Origin of the sequence: Exiguobacterium sp. s183 (genome assembly GCF_018617655.1) — a bacterium.
Lineage (GTDB): Bacteria > Bacillota > Bacilli > Exiguobacteriales > Exiguobacteriaceae > Exiguobacterium > Exiguobacterium aestuarii_A.
Genome location: NZ_JACSKN010000002.1, coordinates 343792 through 363892 on the forward strand (window position 1 = coordinate 343792; position 20101 = coordinate 363892).

The following is a 20101-nucleotide window of genomic DNA, read 5'->3' on the forward strand; positions in this document are numbered from 1 at the left end:
TTCAAGTCGGTGAAAACGACTAAAAAAGAAAAAGAGACACGCCTAGCCGGGCGCGATGCCCGGCTTTTTTTGCGGTCTCTTATAAATCATCCTCGTCTTCGAGATCGAGGTCGTCGTCCAAGTCGTCGTCCTTGAAGTCATCAAGGCCTTCTACTTTTTCTTCTTCGTCCTCATCGTCAAATTCAGATGAATCATAATCTTCTACTTTTGCGAATACATCCAAGTCATCTTCGATGTCGACGATGCCTTCGTCTGCTTCTTCGAACTCTTCTTCGAATTCGTCAAGTTCACCACGTTGACGTGCTTCGATGACGAGATCTTCATCCGACTTGTCGAATGGGTACCAAACGCGAAGCGCCCAACGGTTTGCTCCCAAGTTGACGAACAACCCGTCGATGTTCAAATCGGTGTAAAGTTGTGCGATTTTCTCGAGCTCTTCTTCTTCACTCGCAAACGTATAGTTTTGCTTGATCTTTTCGCGAATCTCATCAAAAGAAACAGGCTGTTCGCCAGTTTCTTGGAGAAGTTCATAAACGAAATCAATCAACGATTTATTCATTAAAGGACACTCCTTTTCCGTCACTAGTTAAACATCACTCCTCATTATAAACAAAAGCGATATGAAAAAGCTAGAGGAAATTATGATTCATTGGATGCCTCGGCTCGAACACGGAACCAATAAACACTGATCAATCCGATATTGAACAACCACGTCAGTCCCATAACGCCAAACATCCATCCTCGCGGGATTTGAAATGACAATTCCGCATTGACGGTCTGTCCAACGTATAAACCGTACGCTAATAATCCGACCATCAGAAATGAGTAGGACACGACCATCCCGAACCGCTTCCACAATTGAATGAGCAACGAGGCAAATTCTTTGTTCTCCCCGTACTCTTCGAATAAGTAAGCATGACTGACACTTGAATACATGGTTTGTGTATAACCACTGACAAATAATACTGGTATGAATGCGAGAGGTTCGATAAACCCTAGAAAAAAAACCAAAGAGGAAATGAGTAACACAAGATAAGGATGGCGCGCAAAATTAAATATATGACCAAACAAGATCCAACCAATCACGCCGGCTAAAAACGGAACGAACACATATATCATTAGCACTTGGAACGAATAGAGAGCAATGCTGACAAATACAGCACCAATCAACGTCCAACCGCCGAACAACCCGATGACAAATGACAATAATTGAACTTGGCGCGTCCGACTCGCCCCAATGAAGGTCCGAACCCGTTTTTGGAATAACAACCAACCCACATATGCTAACAAAATAATCATCAGACTAAACACTTCGATATAGCCACGTGCCCCTTCTAGAAGACTGAGCAGACGACTAATCAATGTAAAGACAGTGACCGCAATAAAGGCACGGAGAAAAGAACGGGTGTCGAACTGCCATGTCGCAGATTTTTGAAGGGACAACTTTCGTACGAATAGCCAAGGTAAAATGAGACTCACTAAGAATAAGGCGATGGCAAAATTGTACGACTGCGTCAACGCATAGGAGAACACGGCAATCCAACCGACTAACCCGAGGACTAATGGTAATGAACTGCCACTCTTTTCATTCGAGTCAGTTTCTACAGCAGGCTTCAGTTCGTTCAATTGCGATAAAATCGTCGTCATGATGGTACCGACTCCAATCGAGCCGACGCCTACCAAAAACGCGCTCCACTCAATGGCGCGATCAAATGGAAGCACAAAACACACGAGACCGACGACAAGGACAGACAAAGCCATTAAAAACGTATCCTTTGAACCGCGTCGACCGATGACATACACCCATAGTAAAAGACCAGACATACTCGCCACATAAAAAATCAGGAATGGAATGAGACGCCCGACCCCTTCTTCGACTGCCATGATGGATAAAAACAAAATCTGGGGAAGGATTTGGCTACTAAGCGCACTGACAATCGTCAACAAGACAATCATATTTTTCACGGTCCGCACCCCTAACTCAAGATTGAATATTCTGCTCTTCCATCACCTTTTCCCATATCCATTTATCGGTGAACCTTTTTCGAAACACATCGACTTCTCAGTTTCTTCACACTTCTGACGATATAGAAGAGAACGCCAATTTAGATATGACATAAAAGGAGAAAAAAATATGGCACTTTTTCGTAAGACAACCTCAACAGGTTTCATTGCTTCCGAAGGTTTTCCCGACATTCAGACAATCGCCAAGCCATCTGACTCGAGTTTGAGCGGACGTGCTCACTATATGGGGTATACGGCCTCTCAAGTGAAGCGCCTACAAGACATGGCTCCACTCGTGGAGTCCCTGCTAGATGAAGTACTTGAAAACGTACTCGATCACTTAATGCTTCAACCCGAAATGGTCAGAATCGCGAACGCCTCATCGACGAGAGATCGTTTAAAAAACGTATTCGCCGATTACTTTCGTAGTTTGTTGACGGGGAACATCGATGACAAATTCTTAGCCATGCGAAAACGAATGGGACAGACACATCACCACTTCGCGGTCCCTGTCGTCTGGTTCTTGGCGACGTATTCTGCTTTCAACACACTACTTGTCCCAAAAGTCGTCGAGACGTATCAACATGACCCGGCTACTTTGACAGAATCTCTTTTGGCGTTATCACACGCGATGAACTTAGACGCACAAATCGTTACCGAACAATACGTCAACGCCCGACTCGATGAACTCGAGTCCGCAAACGAGGCCCGTGCCACATTGTTAAGCGACGTCTCACGCGTCAGTGCAGAAGTCGCTACGACGATGGACCGAACAGGGCAAGCGATGTCTGAAACAAGTAATCGCGCGCACCAAGTTCTTGCGGAAACGGAGCAAACGGAAAAGATGAGTCGTCACTTGATGACGTTGACACATACGAACGGCGAACAAATCGAACAGATGGAAGTCGAATTCAAACAATCTGCCACTTATGTAGACACTTCGCTCGATCGCATCACAGCTCTAAAAAATGGTTCTCAAGAAATCGTCAACATGACGCGAAGCATCGAACAAATCGCCAACCAAACGAACTTGCTCGCCCTAAATGCCTCAATCGAAGCGGCTCGAGCGGGTGAACACGGGAAAGGATTCGCTGTCGTCGCCACCGAAGTGCGCACACTCGCGGAGAACGCGAAACAACTGAGCAGTCAAATCAATGCGCTCATTAACGAAAATGAAGCCAATATCGCAGCACTCTTTGATCAAATGGAACATATGCATCGGACGAACGATGAAGCCATGCGTCAATTGAATGACGTCAAGGTTAGTTTCTCGACCGTTCAAGAAGAAATGGGGCAATACGTCCTTTCGTTTGAACGGAACAAACAAGATCTCGGACAGATGGTTGAAACCATTTCATCCATCAACGAGACGACACAAGGTTTGTCTCATTTGACCTCTTCGCTTCTTTCCACAGCTGAAATGCAATAAACAAATAAGGCACGGTCCGCGGACCGTGCCTTCCTGCATTATTGTACAACCATTATTGTACAACCGGTTCTGGTATCTCGATGGCTTTCAGCGAACGATCGAGTAATTCGACGACGTCGAACGTGCCGACCGTCTCATCGACTTCCTTCGCTTTCGTTCCATCAGACAACATCGTCAAACAGTACGGACATGCCGAACCGATGACCGTCGGTTTCGTCTCAAGCAATTGTTCCGTCCGGGCCACGTTTACACGTGTCCCGACTTTCTCTTCTTGCCACATGAGACCACCACCGGCTCCACAACACATGCCGTTTTCACGGTTACGTGTAGCTTCGACGAGTTCGACACCCGGAATCCGTTCGAGGACGAATCGTGGTGCATCATAAATGCCGTTGTAACGACCGAGGTAACATGAGTCGTGATAGACGACACGTTCGTTCACTTGAAGATCCGGCTGAATCCGACCCGTATCGAGCAATTCGGCGAGTAACTCCGTATGGTGATACACTTTCACACCATCAAGTCCGAAGTCTGGATACTCATTTTTGAATGTGTTGTAGGCGTGTGGGTCAACCGTGACGATCTTCGTCACCCCATACTTCTCAAACAATTTAATGTTCGCTTCGGCGAGTTCTTGGAAGAGTAACTCGTTTCCGATTCGACGAGGTGTGTCCCCTGAGTTCTTCTCTTCGTTTCCGAGAATGGCGAATGAAACGCCCGCCTTGTTCAACACGCTCGCAAAGCTCTGCGCGACTTTTTGGCTACGGCTATCGTAAGATCCCATTGCGCCGACCCAGAAGAGGTATTCGAATTCTTCGCCTGCTTTTTTCTTCTCTTTTGCCGTCGGAATGACGAGTTCTGTATCCTTGCGCCAGTTCTCGCGTTCTTTCCGGTTCATTCCCCATGGGTTTCCTTGACGCTCGATGTTTGCGACCGTGCGCTGCGCCTCCGGATCCATCTTCCCTTCCATCATGACGAGGTAACGACGAAGGTCGATAATTTTATCGACGTGCTCGTTCATGACCGGACATTGATCTTCACAGTTTCGGCATGTCGTACACGCCCAGATTTCTTCTTCCGTGATGACGTTGCCGATCAATTCGTCTGCGACGAGCATATGGCCATCTTGCGCCGCTGCTGCGATTTCAGCACCTTGCGTGTTTTGGAACATGAGTGCCGGTGCCCACGGTGATTTTCTTGTGACCGCCGCACCTTTCATATTCATATGGTCACGAAGTTTGACGATCAAGTCCATCGGCGACAACATCTTCCCTGTTCCCGTTGCCGGACATACATTCGTACAACGTCCGCACTCGACGCAAGCGTACAAGTCGACGAGTTGCTTCTGGTTAAAGTCTTCAATCTTGTTGACCCCGAAGACGATCTCTTCATCTGATTCTTCTGCTTCTTCCATCGCTGAAAAATCAACAGGTGCCAAGCGACCGACTTTATGTGTGCGCCCGAGCCAGACGTTGAGCGTCCCGGCAATCAAGTGCGCGTGTTTGCCTTGCGGGATGTAGACCATAAAGCTGAGTAAGAATAAGAGGTGCATCCACCAAAAGACGACGAACAAGGCGAAAGCGACCGGACCCGGTACCCAAGCAAACGCTGAACCGATGAGTGTCGCGACCGGTTCACCCCACATCGGAAGCTCTTCTTTATAGACGAGGTAAAACCCGTTCCCGAACAAGACGGAAACCATCAACCCGCCGATGAAGATGAGGGCGAGACCTGCTAAGAAGTTTCGTTTCAAGCGCACGAGCTTCTCGACGTAACGACGGTAGAATCCCCAAACGACCGCGACGAGAATCATGAGCATGACGATTTCTTGCATGAACGTGAAGATTGGATAGAGTGGACCGAGCGGGATGTGTGGGAAACGTGTTCCAACCGCTAGTCCTTTCCAAATAAAATCAATCGCCCCGAATTGGACGAGGATAAAGCCATAAAACATCATGACGTGAATGGCGCCACTCTTTTTATCCTTTAACAATTTCTTTTGACCGAACACGTTGATCATGACCTGTTCGAGTCGTTCTTTGTTCGTTTGGCTCCATTCTGCCTTCTTCCCGAGCTTGATGAATGTATAACGCTGGTGGACCAGCGAAGCAAATAAATACACCCCATAGCCGAGGACGAGCAAGAATAGAATCCAGTTGACGATTAAAAATGTAGACATCCCCAAAATTCCCCCTTTTGAAAACGGATTCAATCTTGAATTCAGTATATCAAATGATGAATGAACAGTCATTCATTTTTGTGAAGTTCTCGTCAGAAGTTTAGAAGATGTTTCAAGATGAGCAATAATCCCCCATAACTACATACGGCCAAAACGAATGTGCGGAAGTGTAGATTTCGGTCGGATGGGAGTTCAAACTTCACGATATTGAGAATCATCGCCCCGGCCACGAACGCAAAACAGAGCGCTTCGACGTGTGCAGCCAAGTCAATCCAGCGTGAAAAGAACCCACCGAGCAAAATCCCACCGCTCAACAAGTAGCGTCCTTGTCGCATGTAACGTTCACCATAGTGCCGGTTCAAGTCATGACCGAGTGCCAAAAAGTGGACACCGAGCGCCGTCGCATAGAAGCTTCTCGCAACGAACGTCACGGAATCGGCCGTCACCACATACGCTGAAAATGTCATGTATGCCGTGAGCAGGGTCACTTGTAGCCAATACGAAACGGCCCGATCGACCGCTTCATCTTGGAAGTGAGGCGTCCGAACGAACCGCATCGTGCCATAGAACAATGTAAACCCGATGAGACTGACGATGTAAATCTCTGAAGGTAGGGCCAGATTCAACCAATCGATACGAAGTGTGTCCTGGCGTTTATTCAGCGACGGCAAGAGATACATGAAGAAGTACGTGATGGCGACCCCGCTCGAGAAAGAGAACCACTTCTTTGAAGGAACGGTCTCTTCCCGGAACAAATAGATGCCGAAGAAGTTAATCAGCGCCAAATAAATGATGATCCAGTTCGCCATCTCGTCTTCATCCTCTCAAGTCAATCCAAAACCGCTCAACGATCGTCCCGTCTTCTTCCGTATACGGTGTGTCCGCGACGCCACCGTTGTTTAAAATGACCTGACGGGAAGCGACGTTTGTCCGGTTACACGTAATGAGTGCACGCTCAATACCTAGCTCTTTCACTTTCTCAAGCGCAAGTTGTAATTGAATCGTAGCGAGTCCCCGTCCGCGCGCACTCGGCTTTACTCCATATCCGACATGCCCGCCAATCTTCAAGAGCGATTCGTTCAACTCATGACGAATGTTCGCCGCCCCGAGAAGCTCCTCTCCGTCCGTGAGCCAATACGTCGTGCTCGGGACCCAGCCTTCCTCTATGTTCTCACGTAACTCTTTCTGACGTAACGTGTTGACGTACGCCTCGAAGTCTGTCGTTTCACGGTCCACCGAGGTCGGGACAATCCGCTCATCCCGTTCGTACCATTCCTCTAAAAATGCCAGAATCTGTTCTTTTTGTTCGACAGATGTTTTGATTAGTCTTAACATCACATTTCCCCCTTTATTCAATTCCATTCGTGTTCTCTAAATTGATTTCCTTGTTCCTTCATCTTAAAGAGCGCACAATCGAAATAAAATGGACGTTCTCGTCGAAGTGTGTCCCCTTTCAACCATAAAAAAAAGTGCCATCCTGTTCGGATGACACTGTCGGTATGCTTATTCTTCGAGTCCGAGACGTTGCGGCATATGTGGAGCGAGTTGTCTCGCTTCTTCTAACCGTCCTGCTTCGACGAGCGTATGGAAATGTAAGAACTGTTCGTGCGATGCATCGCTGATGGCTGCCAAATAATCGACGTACCGATCGTAGACCGCTTTGTCTTCTGGGCGTGCCTCGATGAGTGCGATATACAGGCGAACGGTATCCTCTCCGTAAAGGAGCGGGAACTCATCGTTCAATTGAAGCAGTTTATCGATTGAATTGACATCGACACCGTTCTCCTGGTCATAGTGCGTGATGACTTGTTCGGCATGATCCTCGAGACGACCGCGCCACTCTTCATACTCTTCTTCGTTCGTTTCGAGCATCTCGAACCAGTCTTCGTTCAACATCTCTTCAATCTTGTTTACGCGTTCTGTAAAGTTCATCAGTCTTCTCCTCCTTCAAATGTCCATGTGACATGTACTTCATATATGCCAACATCTTCTTCATTCATGGACAACTCATATACGAACGTACATGATTCTTCTGACACATCGAGGTGCGATGTCGTCGTCGCCATCGTCATCGACATATATGGATTCTTGTATAGGCTTTGCGTGAAGCGACCTTCGATGAAGGAGTGATTCATCTCGATCGGTCCTTTACAGATCAGCGCCAATCGTTCCGGCGTGTACTTGATTGTCGTCGGGACCGGTCCGTCCTCTTGTTGTTGGTCAAACATTAAAATAAAGCCAGTCTTCAATGGATAATATAAGCCGTCAGCCGAGAGTTCGATTGCCTCTGGCATATCACTCATCCGTGTTGTTTGCTGGACACGCACGCGAAGTGGTTCAATCGCCATGCTCATCCCCCTTTCCGTCAACTCATCGTACCATATGTGGTAGGAGTCGTTCTATCGACGGCGCTTTGTTTTCACGTAGACGAGATGGTCTACCCAATCTTCGTTCTCAAAGATAAACCCTTCTCTCGTGCACTCATACGACATGCCGACACACTCCGCGAGACAAATGGATGCTTCATTATCGAGATTGATATGTGCCTCGATTCGTTGAAAGTTCAAGTCGTCAAAAGCGATACGCATCGCCAGGTCGACTGCTTCTGTGCCATACCCTTGACCCCAGTGCTGATTATGAATCGTATACCCGACCCTCCCCCATTGAAACGCATCTCGCGCAAGCGTAGAAAAATCCACCATACCAAGGTGTGCCCCATCGTCAAGTCGGAAAATGGCGAAGACATGTGCCTCGTCTTCAAGCGCAAGTGATTGATGATTGTCGACTAGCTGGTCAAACCAAACGGACGTACAGTCGCTCATGTCTAATTTCCCAGGATCATACTCATGTTGCGAAACAAGACGATTCGTAAAACCACTTAACCACGCGTCATAATCTTGTTTCTCTAACGGTCGTACGACGATTCGATTCGTTTTTCGTTGATGTGTAAATCGATTCAATCTCTCAGGTCCCCTTCCTATTGGTTTTATACAGTCAGAAAAACTTCTTCCACTTTCCTTGCGAAATCACATCGATCTTTCCTTCATTCACACGAATCGCGGTCTCGTCATCGATTGCATAGGCGGGTGCCTGTAACGCTTCCGCCCACTCTGCCGCATCTCGTGACGTGTTCTCCGGAAGCATCTCGTGATCAAGGTGTGGAAAGATCGAGAAGTCGACAAATCCTAACGTCTCATCGTTTTGGTCGTCGGATGCGCGCCATCCGACAAACTCTTCCCCGATTCGTGGGGTCATCACCATACTGCCCGCGCTCAATCCGACATAGACGCCTTCCCAAGATGGGAGTAATGCCGCCACCCCGGACTGTTTCATCCAGTGATGTAAAAAGAGCGGATCGCCACCGTTCACTAACAGGACATCGGCCTGTTCAAACGCTGGTCTCCATACCGATTCATCGATACTCGGGAGCGCGCTCAGTTCGAGCACCCCAACCGACTTCCAATCCAACTCACACATCGGTGTCGAGAAATCTCCGTTAAAAAAGTTCCATGCGTGCTGCGTTCCACCGTTCAACGCATAGATGGCTGTCGGGATACAGAGTGCCGTACACTCTTCAATCGGCTTATCCAATAACTCGAGAAGTGCTTGTTTGATGCTTTCGTTCTTAATACCTGCTGACGTTAATAACAGTTTCATCTCCGTTTCCTCCTTCTTCATCTTCCTATAAGGAGTTCGCATGAGTCGCCGTTATCCCCTTTTTCCAACAAAAAAGGCCGTAGACGAATTTTCGTCCACGACCTTGGAGTTCTGAAAAATTAGCTGATTTTATACACGCGACCTTCGAACGGCTTCAAGTGAAGAAGCGTCGATTCTGCATCGCCCTCGACTGGCATGTTGCTCAAGACGACATCTTTCGCACGAAGTGTCAGGTCCATATCGAACATCGTCTCTTTCGCCGTCAAGTTCGTGACGACAAGGTACTGCGTGTTCCCGAGCGTACGCGTATACGCATAGACTTCCGGGTGATCCGGTAAGACGATATCATACGCCCCGTATACAAACGCCTCATCATCTTTACGAAGTTGGATCATCTCTTTATAGAAGTTAAAGATGGAGTCCTCATCTTCAAGCTGTGCTTCGACGTTGATGTCTGTATAGTTCGGGTTGATGCCGACCCATGGCTTCTCTGCGAATGTGAAGCCGGCGTTCGGAGCGTCACTCCACTGCATCGGAGTGCGCGTGTTGTCGCGTGACGAGTTCCACGTGATCCGCATCATCTCGTCATGACTCTTCCCTTGCTCGACGCCGATATAGTAGCGATTGCGTGTCGCGATATCGTCATATTGATCGATTGAATCGAATTTGACGTTCGTCATTCCGATTTCTTGACCTTGATAGATGAATGGCGTTCCTTGCATGAGGAAGTACATCATCGCAATCGACTTCGCGCTTTCTTTCCAGTAACGCTCATCGTCTCCCCATTTCGAGACCGTACGTGTCTGGTCATGGTTTTCGACGTAAAGGGCGTTCCATCCGTCAGCCTCAAGTCCTTTTTGCCATTTCGTCAACACGTTCTTCAAGTGGACGACATCGAGTTTCGAATCGGCGTCCTCACTCCATAGGTCCATGTGTTCGAATTGGAAGACCATGTTCATCTTCCCTTCTTTTTCACCGACCCAAAGGTGTGCATCGTCAGGTGATACGCCGTTCGCCTCACCGACTGTCATGATGTCATGTTTATTGAACGTCTCGTCACGAAGCTCTTCTAGATAGTCGTGAATCCCGTCCACGTTCATGTGCATCTCGAACGACGGTACAAAATCAAGGTCGTTCGGGTTCGGCAAGTCGGCGAACGTCGGATTCTTGCGGATGTGGCTAATTGCATCGACACGGAAACCGTCGATTCCTTTTTCAAGCCACCAGTTGATCATGTCGTATACGGCTGTACGCATCTCAGCGTTTTCCCAGTTGAGGTCTGGCTGTTTTTTCGAGAAGACGTGCAAGTAGTATTGCTCCGTCGCTTCATCGAATTCCCAAGCCGAGCCGCCAAAGATGGATTCCCAGTTGTTCGGCTTCGATCCGTCCGGTTTCCCGTCGCGCCAGATGTACCAGTCACGCTTCGGATTGTCTTTTGAGCTCTTCGATTCAATGAACCAAGGGTGCTCATCCGACGTATGGTTGACGACGAGGTCGAGCAACAGTTTCATACCGCGCTGATGCACTTCGTCCAATAAGCGGTCGAAATCTTCCATCGTACCGAATTCGTCCATGATGTCTTGGTAGTCACTAATGTCATACCCGTTGTCATCGTTTGGCGATTTATACATTGGGCAAATCCAGATGACGTCAATACCGAGGTCTTTCAAATAGTCGAGCTTATCGATGATTCCTTGAATGTCTCCGATTCCGTCTCCGTTCGCGTCATAAAAACTGCGCGGATAAATCTGATAGGCGACGGCTTCTTTCCACCAGTTGCGTTTAAGCGTTTGTGTTTGTTGTTGTTCTCGTTGTAAAAGTTGCATGTGATCTAGATACTCCTTATCCCAAAACTCACTGCTCATCATTTATAATTATCTTATTCGTGCTGTGAACTTTATTTCATTAGCGCAATCGTTTGCACGATGCAATAAATTTATCTTACCAAAAAACATTCGATGATACAAAGATGTTTCATCAGCATACTCAACGTGTACCCTACACGATTTTGAAAAGAAATGAAAGCGAGGTGCCTCATCATGTTTCGATTTGCGACATTTGATGATTTTTCAGCCATTGACCAATTGATTGTAAAGAAAGCGAAAGAGTTTCAGACAGCCGGGAAATCCCAATGGGTCAAATATTTAGAGCCGAGTCGCTCGGATTATGTGCGACACGATTTAACGAAAGGGACTGTGTTTGTATATGAACGTGACCACCACGTCGTCGGTGCCGTCAGTCTCATCCCACCGACCGATTGGGATCTTGCTCTCTGGGACAACCCGGACGGTGCCGTCTACTTGCATCGGCTCGTCACGGATTCGAGCTTGAAGGGGGAGCGGATCGGTGAACGGTTGATGCAGTATGCCCTCTCTCACACTGCTTCGACCGTCCGATTGGATTGCGTGGCAGACAACACGTTCTTGAACGGATACTATCCACAGTTCGGCTTCCGTTACATCGGGGAGCGGAATGGATTTTCGTTATTTGAAAAACAGGCTTGACCTTGACGTGACGTCAACCCTTACGCTTGTGCTAAGGAGGTGAAGGGATGTATACGATTCAACAACTTGCGTCACTCGCCGGCACGACGGCGCGGACGCTTCGACATTATGACGCGGTGGGGCTCCTCGTCCCCACCCGAGACGACAACGGTTACCGACGTTATACGTCAAGCGACGCCGAACGTCTACAGCTCATCTTACTGTATCGAACACTCGACGTTCCGCTCGATCAAATCGGACAACTACTCGATGCATCGACGTTTGATCGAGTCGAAGTATTGAACGAACATGTCGAGGCGTTACGACAAAAAGCCGCCTATTTCGCGCAACTCGCTGAGACGGCGGAAGCGACCCTCACCTCACTCAAAGGAGGGATTCCGATGGAAGACAAGTCATTGTTCAAAGGATTGTCTTATGAAGAGATTCAAGCACATGAGGCAAAACATCAAGACGAGGTAATTGAGCGTTGGGGAGACAGTTCCGCTTATAAAACCGCACAAGAACGGGCATCGAAGCGCTCGAAAGCGGACTGGGAGCAAATCAACCAGATGCAACTCGATTTGATTGCACCACTCGTCGAGCTGTTCCGCTCACAGACCGCAATCGAGGATGACCGCGTTCAATCGGTGGTCAGAGACAATCATCTGTTCATCCACACTCACTTTTACGATTGCTCGCTCGACATGTTCAGCGGACTCGGACAGATGTATGTAGCGGATGAGCGATTCACCGCCTATTATGATCGCTTCGAACCAGGTCTTGCATCGTATTATAACGAAGCCATCCAATATTATTGTATCGCCAACAGTTAAGTCCAAGCCTCAGGCTTGGACTTTAATTTGTCGTCGATCTAGTTGTACGAGATCCAGTGTTTCGATGTGTCGACGCAACATGGGCAAGACCGTGGTCAATTGTAAATAAGGATAGGTGGCAAAATTGTCGCTTCCGCCTTTATAGATGACCGCCCGATCGAGAACGCGCCATCCTTGTGTCGTCCATTGTTCGAGCGTCGCCTCACAAAAAGAAGGCACGGATTGAATCGCCCAATAGGCTTGTAGCTGCCCTTCCGCCATCGATGGACGAACGGTGATGATAGGGCATGACAACTGGTTCAAACGACTCGACTCGATTGGACCGGTTTCATGAATCACGAGCAACTTCGGTTCAAGTCGTTCGAGCCACATGAGCGTTTTGTCATCATTCAAGGATGAGACATGGATGAGGTGATGAGGAGGAATCGGAGAATCCTGTAACGGATAACGCTCTCTCACTTCTCGAATACGCGCTTGACTCGTCCATTTCATATATGGCGTCGCCCATCGAATATATAGATGAGTAATCCACTGTTTGAGCGACTGCGGTCGATGTTCAGTGGGACCGTCTTCTTGAATGACATGTGTCACGCCTAAATCGCGGATCGCGTGATAGACGAAAGTGGATGTATGATGGTCACTAATCATGAGTACAATCGGTCTAGTCATCTCTCGATCCCTCCATTGATCACTTTTGATCCGTCATTTCATGAATCCCTAGTTCGCATAACGCTCGTTTCCAAGAACCAAATCGTCTCGATACTTTCGCAACGCTCGGTTTATTAAAACGTTTAGCCCACTTTTGATACGTAATCGCATTGAAAGGCGTTAATACTCGATACGCTTCATATAATGCTTGTACAATCTCCGCTTTGTCTTTGGCAGGTTGTACGGTGAAATGCTCTTCTTCTAAACGCTCGACCGCTTTGACGGCGAGACTCCACGACCCGAAGTGGGTAATAATATCACCTAATGAAGGAACACTTCGTCCCGATGCCCAGTGCCGATATTGAGCACTCGTCAGCCTTCCTTCTTCTGCCGATGCGAGCCGAAGTGCCTGAATCATATCCTGGGACTCGTATCGTCTAACTTCTAACAGTCCGGATGCTTTCAGGGCATTCATCCACGTTCCATAAACAGATAAAATCTCGAGAAAGGTGGGAACGTCTCGATTTTGGCTCCATCGTTGATATTGTGTCACCGTGAGAGATGGAGTCAGAGATGCTGCGGTTTGAAGCGCTTGAATGATCTCTGCTTCCGTTTTCATTTCATTTCCTCCTTACACGCTTTTTTCTTTTACGAAATGGCGTGTATCTAGCACGGTCTGAATGACTTTCTGTTGTTCACCAATCGTCAAACTCGAGCTCGATGGTAAGCAAATACCGTTTTCAAATAAGTGACGACTCACGTCTTCTCCGTCAACCGTGACGTATTCGGCATCTCGATAGAGCGGTTGTAGGTGCATCGGTTTCCAGACTGGGCGTGATTCAATTTCGGCGTCGCTCAACTGTTGAATCAACTGATCACGGCTGGCGATATCGCGTCCGACTTGCATGGCGGTCAACCAACGATTCGCACGAGAGAAAGGAATTTCTTGTTGATACGTGACATCAATCGTCGAAAACATTTGTTCATACCGACGAAAGACGTTACGTCTCGCCCGGACTCGTTGTTCGATGACCTCTAGCTGTCCTCGACCGATTCCTGCCGACACATTACTCAAGCGATAGTTGTACCCGACTTCTTCATGTTCGTAATGTAAAACGTTCTCTCTTGCTTGCGTTGCGAGTTTCAACGCATATTGGCGCTGACTGTCAGAGCCTAGCAATAGCATCCCTCCACCGGATGTGGTGATGATTTTGTTCCCATTGAACGAATAAAATCCGATGTCACCAATCGTACCGGTCATCTGCCCTTTCCAAGTCGCTCCGAGCGATTCCGCAGCATCTTCAATCAATGCCACCCCGAACTCTTGGCAAATTTGACGAATCTCGCCAATCTTCGCGACTACCCCGTATAGATGAACCACGATGACCGCTTTCGGTAACTTTCCTTTCGTAGCGGCTTGAACCAATGCTTTTCGTAATGCTTCCGGTGACATGTTCCACGTTTCTTTTTCTGAATCGATGAATACCGGTGTCGCCCCGACATACATAATTGGATTGACTGAAGCGACGAATGTGAGGGACTGACAAAAGATCACATCTCCTCTTTCAATTCCTAACGTCAACAACGCGAGATGGAGCGCCGCTGTGCCAGAACTCGTCGCGAGTGTATGTGTGTGATCAACGTACTTCCCAAGCTCTTCTTCAAAGGCGTTAACGTTCGGACCGAGTGGCGCAATCCAGTTACTAGCGAATGCTTCTTCTACGTAAGCCATCTCTCGTCCGGACATGTGCGGTTTTGATAATAAAATAGTCATGTGCTCATGTCCTCCTTCATCATCGTTTGATAGGCGTTGTACCATTCGATCGTCTTCCGTAACCCCTCGTGAAGCGGGGTACGTGGTTGAAATCCAATCATCGCTTCTAGCGTAGGCAAATCTGTTTCTTGAAAGACTTGGTCACGCATCGGTAGAGATACATGGACCGGTTGATGCATCTGGTGCCCGATTTCGGTGAGCAGCGTTTGGACGTGTACATAATCCGAGGCATCGATTCGGAACTGTCCAACGATTGGCAAGCCTGACTGAATCAATTTGATGACACGAACGACGGTTTCGACCACATCATCGATATAAGAGGCTTTTACAATGTCCGTTGCATAGAATCCGACCATACGATGACCTTGGTCAATCGCGAGTACCGCTTTCGAAAACAGGGTTGTCGAATCATCCCAAGGTCCGTATACATCCTCTGTTATCAGATGAAGCGCTGATGAAGAATGACGAGTCTGTTCAATTGGAAGGTCGAACGTGATGAACGACTGAATCGACACCCGACTTTTTTGATTCATGACGAGCTGCTTCACTTGTTCGTATCGCTCTATTTCACGATTTTGATAGACCCCACTGCATAAGATGACGTGATTCGGTTCATACATCGTCATGATTTGGCGCATATGTGGCTTATGTGAGACATCCGTTCGAATGAGATGAAACAAGGGGTGAGACAAGACGTATAGCCGTTGTCTCGCAAGTTGCGTTTTTGATTCTCCTTCGTCATCAATCCCAATCACTTCGTATCCGTCTTTTAGTAGTCGCCTGGCAAGATGAAACCCTTTGAACGTGGATACACCGATCACCATGACACGATCCATTGCACTCCCCCCTTTAATTTCCATCGACGACCCGGATGCGCACTTGCTGGGCTGGGATAAACTCGAATCCACTTGCAAAAATTCGTTGCAAATCTCGGTCAATATCATTACTGTTTGCGACGAATAATAACGCGTCTGTCAGTGCCGGACCGTTTTGTCGGAAGTGTTCAATCAACCGTAAGATGGGAGCGACCGATGTGAACGGGCGGGTACAACCGACAAAGATTTTCGGGAAAATGTTCGCCTCTGGGTCGAGTTCGTTTGTAGCCAGTAATTCTTCATATAACTTTTCACCCGGGCGAATCCCCGTCACTTCAATCGGAATTTGATCGATGGTGAACCCGCTGAGCTCAATCATCTTTTTCGCTAAATCGATAATTTTGACCGGTTCTCCCATATCGAGCACGAAGATTTCTCCACCTCGGGATAACACACTCGCTTGAATGACGAGTCGACTCGCCTCTGGAATGGTCATGAAGTAACGTGTCATCTCTGAATCCGTTACCGTGACCGGTCCTCCTTGAGCAATTTGTTCTTTGAAGAGAGGGACGACCGAACCACGGCTACCGAGAACGTTACCGAATCGAACAACAGCGAAAATCGTATCGCTTGAACGCGCTTTTTCCTGAACGATCATCTCTGCGATTCGTTTTGTCGACCCCATGACGTTCGTTGGGTTGACTGCTTTATCGGTCGATACCATGACGAATCGATCGACCCGATATTTCGAAGCCACATCGACCATATTCTTTGTGCCATAGATATTATTTTTGACTGCTTCAAGCGGGTTATCTTGCATGAGCGGAACGTGTTTGTGTGCCGCTGCATGATAGACGATTTCTGGACGATACGTTTGAAAGACGTGTTCGAGTCTCTCTACATCTTGCACATCCCCGATCACTGGATGAAGTTTCGTCTCGAGTCCAAGTCCGTTTAACTCTTTCTCGATTAAATAAATGCTGTTTTCTCCATGTCCGAAAAGGATCATCTCGGCCGGTTTGAACTTAATCAATTGACGACAGAGTTCCGAACCAATCGACCCTCCTGCCCCTGTCACGAGGACCGTTGCTCCTTCCACGTGCTTCGAGATACCTGAAATATCGAGTTGTACCGGCTCTCGTCCTAACAAATCCTCGATTTTCACTTCGCGAATTTCGTTAATCGACACATTTCCGGTAGCAAGTTCGGACAACATTGGGAGTGCATGTGATTCAACGCCAGTCTTTTCAATACGTTTCAACAATTCGATGCGTCTTGCGTGTGCTAGACTCGGGATAGAGAAAATGACGACTTCAATTCCTTGTTCTTCGATGATGCGTTCTAAATCGTCTGTCGTACCGAGAATCGGGACACCGTGTACATATAAGGAGGCGAGCATCGGATCGTCATCGATAATTCCAACCACATGGAGGACGTTCGTCCGATACTCTTTCAACTCACGTACGATGAGCTGTCCAGAGTTCCCGGCCCCGATGATCAGTGTTTTCCGACCTTGTGGGGCAGGATGCGGTTTGAACGTATGCAAGACGTGATGACGGGCCAAGAAACGTGTGAATAAAATCATGTTGAATGCTAATAGCCCTTGAACCGCAATCATGACGCCGAGCCCGCGTCCGAATTGAAATTGATTGTAGGCGAATAGAATCAAGTCGCTGCTAATCAACGCAATGGTTACTTGTTTCATTTCATGGATTGAGGCATATCGCCAATCGATTCGATGAATTTTCAATAGCGCCCCGACAAGCATGAAGCTAAACATTTTAATCGACACCATCAGCAACAAATCGTATGTTGTCGCTGTGAACGGCATCACTTTCGAAAATAAAATGTCAAACGTCATATATAAGACGATTGAGACGATTGCGATATCGACGCAGAAGAATAATAAGTTTCTGCGATTTCTTCGATAGACGTTAACGAGTGTAGCCATCGTGTATTGCACCTCCAAATGTCTAAGTTGTGTAATCGTGTTGGGTATGGTGTGCGAAGAATGCGTTGATGCTAGTAAACTACCCGAGTCGTTGTAACAAATTTAAGGATAATGCGAGCTTTTTGTTATTAATGAAATCGCTGTAACAAATAAGTTCACAAAGTTATTCTCATCTTTTCTTTCACATAATGAATAATTTTCTTCCGAGCGGGAATGGAAAGAACATACCAAATAAAATTGGGTGTTGTTGACAACTGTGTTTTGAATGAAAAGGAGGAACCTGTACCGCATCGCTGTTTGACTTCTGTACGACCAATCTGACAACATACATGTTCATTCACACCAAGAGACCTTCTGAGACGCCCGTGAGCGTTCACACAAAAGGAGAGACACCAAGATGAAAAAATGGACAAGACCTCAAATCGTACAAGCTTTGCAGTTGGCTGCCCAAGAATACGCAGAACTTGATTCCAAACAATACAGCGTTTGGTCTCATGACAAAAATGTCCCTTCCCTTTCCACCGTCATTCATCAATTTGGTTCGTGGCGCGAAGCCCTCGTTGCGGCACAAATCAAGCTTTCGTTTCATTATTATTCAGACGAAGATATTCTACGCGCGTTAAACAAAGCTGCAGAAGAGCTCACGCTATTCACGAGTCAAACGTACCGAGAATGGTCAAAAGTGACACGATCGCCTTCTCTCACCCTCATCAGTAGTCGCTTTGGTTCATGGTCGAATGCACTCCGAGAAGCGAAACTTCAAACAACGGCCGCTAAAAATAGTGAAGAACGCATCATCCAAGCCTTGATCGAAGCATCGGAAGAACTCGAACGCCTCACGTCTCAACATTATGCGGTGTGGGCGCAAGAACGCGGCTATCCGACCGTTGCGACCATCGCTAGAAAGTATGGTTCTTGGAGCTACGCTCTTTTCGTATTGGACATCGCTCCACCGAAACGGAAATGGGATGAAGAAGATGTGATTGAAGCGCTCCGGCTCGCGAAGAAAGAATTGCCTCATTTCAGCATCCTCCACTATCGAAAATGGGCGGAAGGACGGAACGTGCCGAGTACATCGACGATTAACGTCCTCTTTGGAAGCTGGACGGCCGCTCTCAAATGTATGGAAGCGCAAAAAGTGACACAATAATGCTCAACGAACACACAAAAAGCGCCGACTCAAGAGGAGTCGACGCTTTTTCATGTGACGATTGCAATATACAACGGAATGCCAATCAACAAGTTGAACGGGAACGTGACCGCAAGGGAGAGGGTCAAATAAAAGGACGGTTTCGCTTCCGGGACCGAAGCTTGTAGCATCGCAGGCGCGGCAATGTATGAACCACTCGCCGCTAATGTCATAAGAAGTATCGTTCCTCCTTCTGAAAGACCCGCGACACCCGCTGCCAAAAAGCCAACAAGTGCCCCAATCAACGGGAATAACATCCCCATGGCAACGAACTTCAGCCCATACGTCGGCACCGTCTTCGACTGTTGTCCGACTTTTACCCCCAATCCTAATAAGAAGAGGAGCAACACCCCTGGGAACAAGTCCACAAAGAACGGTTTGAGCGGAGTCGCATCTGGCGTCACGAGTCCGACCACAAGACCTGCCAGCATAAGCAAGATGCTCTTCGAAAATAAGCTATCCCGGAGGACAGACAGCGAATTCGTTTTGCCCGACGTCGCGGTGATCCCCATCACCTGCGTTTGGTTATACAACAGTAACGCCACAATCAGTCCAGGGATTTCAAGAACGACGACCAATGTCGTCATGAACGGTTCATATCCAATCCCTAGGCGCTCCAGCTGCGTCGATGCAGCCACATAGGTCACGAGCGAGACGGAACCAAACGTCGCAGCCATAGCAATCCGTTCGTGGAAGGTAAACTTCAGGAGACCTCCTGCGAGAAAAGCGAGGAGCGGTAATAAAATCCCAATCAACAGCGTCACCGTCAATGGCAGTGCAATTTCTTCAAATGATACCGAGGCGAGTCCCATCCCACCTTTCAATCCAATGGCCAGTAGTAAGTAAATGTTTAGCGTCGTGCTCAGTGAATCAGGAATCTTCAAGTTCGATTTCCCGACTGCGGCAATCACGCCCGTCACAAATAGAAGCACGGGAGCGCTCGTGAGTAAAAATAAAAACAAATCCATACATGTTCCTCCTTGGCGACAAAAAAGCGCACACCTAAAGAAGGCGTGCGCTGTATGCCGACGGCTCGACTATTCGCTCCGTCAGGCCGACAACTGTCGGTTGATTAAATTGTTCAGTAGCTCCGTAAGAAGATCTCGAAAGCACGCTTCGTGACGACTCGTCCATTCGCT

The 20101-nt window shown here is 47.8% G+C and carries 20 protein-coding genes; 4 read left to right on the forward strand and 16 right to left on the reverse strand.

What is annotated here, in order from left to right; translation table 11 throughout:
* Window positions 1-79 precede the first annotated feature (79 nt).
* Both rpoE and KNP62_RS07205 read right to left on the reverse strand, forming a co-directional pair.
* Entirely contained in the window at window positions 80-559 is a 480-nt protein-coding gene (rpoE, locus tag KNP62_RS07200; protein WP_012727404.1) for a DNA-directed RNA polymerase subunit delta, read from the reverse strand.
* Window positions 560-639: 80 nt separating this feature from the next.
* A complete protein-coding gene (locus KNP62_RS07205) occupies window positions 640-1956 on the reverse strand; it encodes a hypothetical protein (RefSeq protein WP_251125639.1) in 1317 nt (438 codons plus the stop codon).
* 178 nt (window positions 1957-2134) lie between these two features.
* Here KNP62_RS07205 and KNP62_RS07210 point away from each other — a divergent pair, with 178 nt between their 5' ends.
* Window positions 2135-3433, forward strand: coding sequence for a globin-coupled sensor protein (locus tag KNP62_RS07210; protein WP_214784835.1), 1299 nt, complete (start codon window positions 2135-2137; stop codon window positions 3431-3433).
* A 52-nt stretch (window positions 3434-3485) separates the two neighbouring features.
* Here KNP62_RS07210 and KNP62_RS07215 read toward each other — a convergent pair whose 3' ends face one another.
* The 8 genes from KNP62_RS07215 to KNP62_RS07250 form a co-directional block, all read right to left on the reverse strand.
* Window positions 3486-5612: a (Fe-S)-binding protein gene (locus KNP62_RS07215; RefSeq protein ID WP_074035807.1), complete on the reverse strand. Its 2127-nt coding sequence runs from the start codon at window positions 5610-5612 to the stop codon at window positions 3486-3488.
* A gap of 92 nt (window positions 5613-5704) precedes the next feature.
* Window positions 5705-6421, reverse strand: coding sequence for a hypothetical protein (locus KNP62_RS07220; RefSeq protein WP_214694601.1), 717 nt, complete (start codon window positions 6419-6421; stop codon window positions 5705-5707).
* 7 nt (window positions 6422-6428) lie between these two features.
* Window positions 6429-6947 carry a GNAT family N-acetyltransferase gene (locus tag KNP62_RS07225; RefSeq protein ID WP_214744620.1) on the reverse strand — a complete coding sequence of 173 codons (519 nt, stop codon included), beginning with the start codon at window positions 6945-6947 and terminating at the stop codon, window positions 6429-6431.
* Window positions 6948-7115: 168 nt separating this feature from the next.
* Entirely contained in the window at window positions 7116-7544 is a 429-nt protein-coding gene (locus KNP62_RS07230) for a hypothetical protein (protein ID WP_074035800.1), read from the reverse strand.
* A complete protein-coding gene (locus KNP62_RS07235; protein WP_214784837.1) occupies window positions 7544-7960 on the reverse strand; it encodes a YwiB family protein in 417 nt (138 codons plus the stop codon). Before KNP62_RS07235 ends, KNP62_RS07230 begins: the two co-directional genes overlap by 1 nt.
* Before the next feature lie 51 nt (window positions 7961-8011).
* Entirely contained in the window at window positions 8012-8572 is a 561-nt protein-coding gene (locus KNP62_RS07240; RefSeq protein WP_214784839.1) for a GNAT family N-acetyltransferase, read from the reverse strand.
* A gap of 34 nt (window positions 8573-8606) precedes the next feature.
* Entirely contained in the window at window positions 8607-9269 is a 663-nt protein-coding gene (locus KNP62_RS07245) for a Type 1 glutamine amidotransferase-like domain-containing protein (protein ID WP_214784841.1), read from the reverse strand.
* A gap of 119 nt (window positions 9270-9388) precedes the next feature.
* The gene (locus KNP62_RS07250; protein ID WP_214784842.1) at window positions 9389-11095 is read right to left on the reverse strand and encodes a glycoside hydrolase family 13 protein; all 1707 of its coding nucleotides are present in this window, start codon (window positions 11093-11095) and stop codon (window positions 9389-9391) included.
* 213 nt (window positions 11096-11308) lie between these two features.
* Between KNP62_RS07250 and KNP62_RS07255 the strand changes: the two genes are divergently transcribed.
* Together KNP62_RS07255 and KNP62_RS07260 are read left to right on the forward strand one after the other, a co-directional pair.
* Window positions 11309-11773: a GNAT family N-acetyltransferase gene (locus KNP62_RS07255; protein WP_214784844.1), complete on the forward strand. Its 465-nt coding sequence runs from the start codon at window positions 11309-11311 to the stop codon at window positions 11771-11773.
* Between the two features lie 47 nt (window positions 11774-11820).
* On the forward strand, window positions 11821-12585 hold the full coding sequence (locus KNP62_RS07260) for a MerR family transcriptional regulator (protein ID WP_214784845.1): 765 nt from the start codon (window positions 11821-11823) through the stop codon (window positions 12583-12585).
* Window positions 12586-12594: 9 nt separating this feature from the next.
* Here the strand turns inward: KNP62_RS07260 and KNP62_RS07265 are convergent, their stop codons facing one another.
* The 5 genes from KNP62_RS07265 to KNP62_RS07285 are packed head-to-tail and all read right to left on the reverse strand — an operon-like array spanning window position 12595 to window position 17773.
* Window positions 12595-13254: a hypothetical protein gene (locus tag KNP62_RS07265; protein ID WP_214784846.1), complete on the reverse strand. Its 660-nt coding sequence runs from the start codon at window positions 13252-13254 to the stop codon at window positions 12595-12597.
* 19 nt (window positions 13255-13273) lie between these two features.
* Window positions 13274-13852 carry a hypothetical protein gene (locus KNP62_RS07270; protein ID WP_214784848.1) on the reverse strand — a complete coding sequence of 193 codons (579 nt, stop codon included), beginning with the start codon at window positions 13850-13852 and terminating at the stop codon, window positions 13274-13276.
* A 12-nt stretch (window positions 13853-13864) separates the two neighbouring features.
* On the reverse strand, window positions 13865-15007 hold the full coding sequence (locus KNP62_RS07275; RefSeq protein WP_214784850.1) for an aminotransferase class I/II-fold pyridoxal phosphate-dependent enzyme: 1143 nt from the start codon (window positions 15005-15007) through the stop codon (window positions 13865-13867).
* Window positions 15004-15843 (reverse strand): NAD-dependent epimerase/dehydratase family protein, encoded by an 840-nt coding sequence (locus tag KNP62_RS07280; protein WP_214784852.1) that lies wholly within the window; start codon window positions 15841-15843, stop codon window positions 15004-15006. The genes KNP62_RS07275 and KNP62_RS07280 overlap by 4 nt, the downstream gene beginning before the upstream one ends.
* 13 nt (window positions 15844-15856) lie before the next feature.
* A complete protein-coding gene (locus KNP62_RS07285; protein WP_214784854.1) occupies window positions 15857-17773 on the reverse strand; it encodes a polysaccharide biosynthesis protein in 1917 nt (638 codons plus the stop codon).
* Between the two features lie 397 nt (window positions 17774-18170).
* Between KNP62_RS07285 and KNP62_RS07290 the strand changes: the two genes are divergently transcribed.
* Complete coding sequence (locus KNP62_RS07290; protein WP_214744652.1) at window positions 18171-18923, forward strand: homing endonuclease associated repeat-containing protein; 753 nt, start codon at window positions 18171-18173, stop codon at window positions 18921-18923.
* Between the two features lie 50 nt (window positions 18924-18973).
* Here the strand turns inward: KNP62_RS07290 and KNP62_RS07295 are convergent, their stop codons facing one another.
* Window positions 18974-19930: a sodium-dependent bicarbonate transport family permease gene (locus tag KNP62_RS07295; protein ID WP_214784856.1), complete on the reverse strand. Its 957-nt coding sequence runs from the start codon at window positions 19928-19930 to the stop codon at window positions 18974-18976.
* Window positions 19931-20101: the final 171 nt, after the last annotated feature.

What these genes read in the sequence shown, in the direction of transcription:
- rpoE (WP_012727404.1), bottom strand. Translation starts at nt 559, where the DNA reads ATGAATAAATCGTTGATTGATTTCGTTTATGAACTTCTCCAAGAAACT.
- KNP62_RS07205 (WP_251125639.1), bottom strand. Translation starts at nt 1,956, where the DNA reads ATGATTGTCTTGTTGACGATTGTCAGTGCGCTTAGTAGCCAAATCCTT.
- KNP62_RS07210 (WP_214784835.1), top strand. Translation starts at nt 2,135, where the DNA reads ATGGCACTTTTTCGTAAGACAACCTCAACAGGTTTCATTGCTTCCGAA.
- KNP62_RS07215 (WP_074035807.1), bottom strand. Translation starts at nt 5,612, where the DNA reads ATGTCTACATTTTTAATCGTCAACTGGATTCTATTCTTGCTCGTCCTC.
- KNP62_RS07220 (WP_214694601.1), bottom strand. Translation starts at nt 6,421, where the DNA reads ATGGCGAACTGGATCATCATTTATTTGGCGCTGATTAACTTCTTCGGC.
- KNP62_RS07225 (WP_214744620.1), bottom strand. Translation starts at nt 6,947, where the DNA reads ATGTTAAGACTAATCAAAACATCTGTCGAACAAAAAGAACAGATTCTG.
- KNP62_RS07230 (WP_074035800.1), bottom strand. Translation starts at nt 7,544, where the DNA reads ATGAACTTTACAGAACGCGTAAACAAGATTGAAGAGATGTTGAACGAA.
- KNP62_RS07235 (WP_214784837.1), bottom strand. Translation starts at nt 7,960, where the DNA reads ATGGCGATTGAACCACTTCGCGTGCGTGTCCAGCAAACAACACGGATG.
- KNP62_RS07245 (WP_214784841.1), bottom strand. Translation starts at nt 9,269, where the DNA reads ATGAAACTGTTATTAACGTCAGCAGGTATTAAGAACGAAAGCATCAAA.
- KNP62_RS07250 (WP_214784842.1), bottom strand. Translation starts at nt 11,095, where the DNA reads ATGCAACTTTTACAACGAGAACAACAACAAACACAAACGCTTAAACGC.
- KNP62_RS07255 (WP_214784844.1), top strand. Translation starts at nt 11,309, where the DNA reads ATGTTTCGATTTGCGACATTTGATGATTTTTCAGCCATTGACCAATTG.
- KNP62_RS07260 (WP_214784845.1), top strand. Translation starts at nt 11,821, where the DNA reads ATGTATACGATTCAACAACTTGCGTCACTCGCCGGCACGACGGCGCGG.
- KNP62_RS07265 (WP_214784846.1), bottom strand. Translation starts at nt 13,254, where the DNA reads ATGACTAGACCGATTGTACTCATGATTAGTGACCATCATACATCCACT.
- KNP62_RS07270 (WP_214784848.1), bottom strand. Translation starts at nt 13,852, where the DNA reads ATGAAAACGGAAGCAGAGATCATTCAAGCGCTTCAAACCGCAGCATCT.
- KNP62_RS07275 (WP_214784850.1), bottom strand. Translation starts at nt 15,007, where the DNA reads ATGACTATTTTATTATCAAAACCGCACATGTCCGGACGAGAGATGGCT.
- KNP62_RS07280 (WP_214784852.1), bottom strand. Translation starts at nt 15,843, where the DNA reads ATGGATCGTGTCATGGTGATCGGTGTATCCACGTTCAAAGGGTTTCAT.
- KNP62_RS07285 (WP_214784854.1), bottom strand. Translation starts at nt 17,773, where the DNA reads ATGGCTACACTCGTTAACGTCTATCGAAGAAATCGCAGAAACTTATTA.
- KNP62_RS07290 (WP_214744652.1), top strand. Translation starts at nt 18,171, where the DNA reads ATGAAAAAATGGACAAGACCTCAAATCGTACAAGCTTTGCAGTTGGCT.
- KNP62_RS07295 (WP_214784856.1), bottom strand. Translation starts at nt 19,930, where the DNA reads ATGGATTTGTTTTTATTTTTACTCACGAGCGCTCCCGTGCTTCTATTT.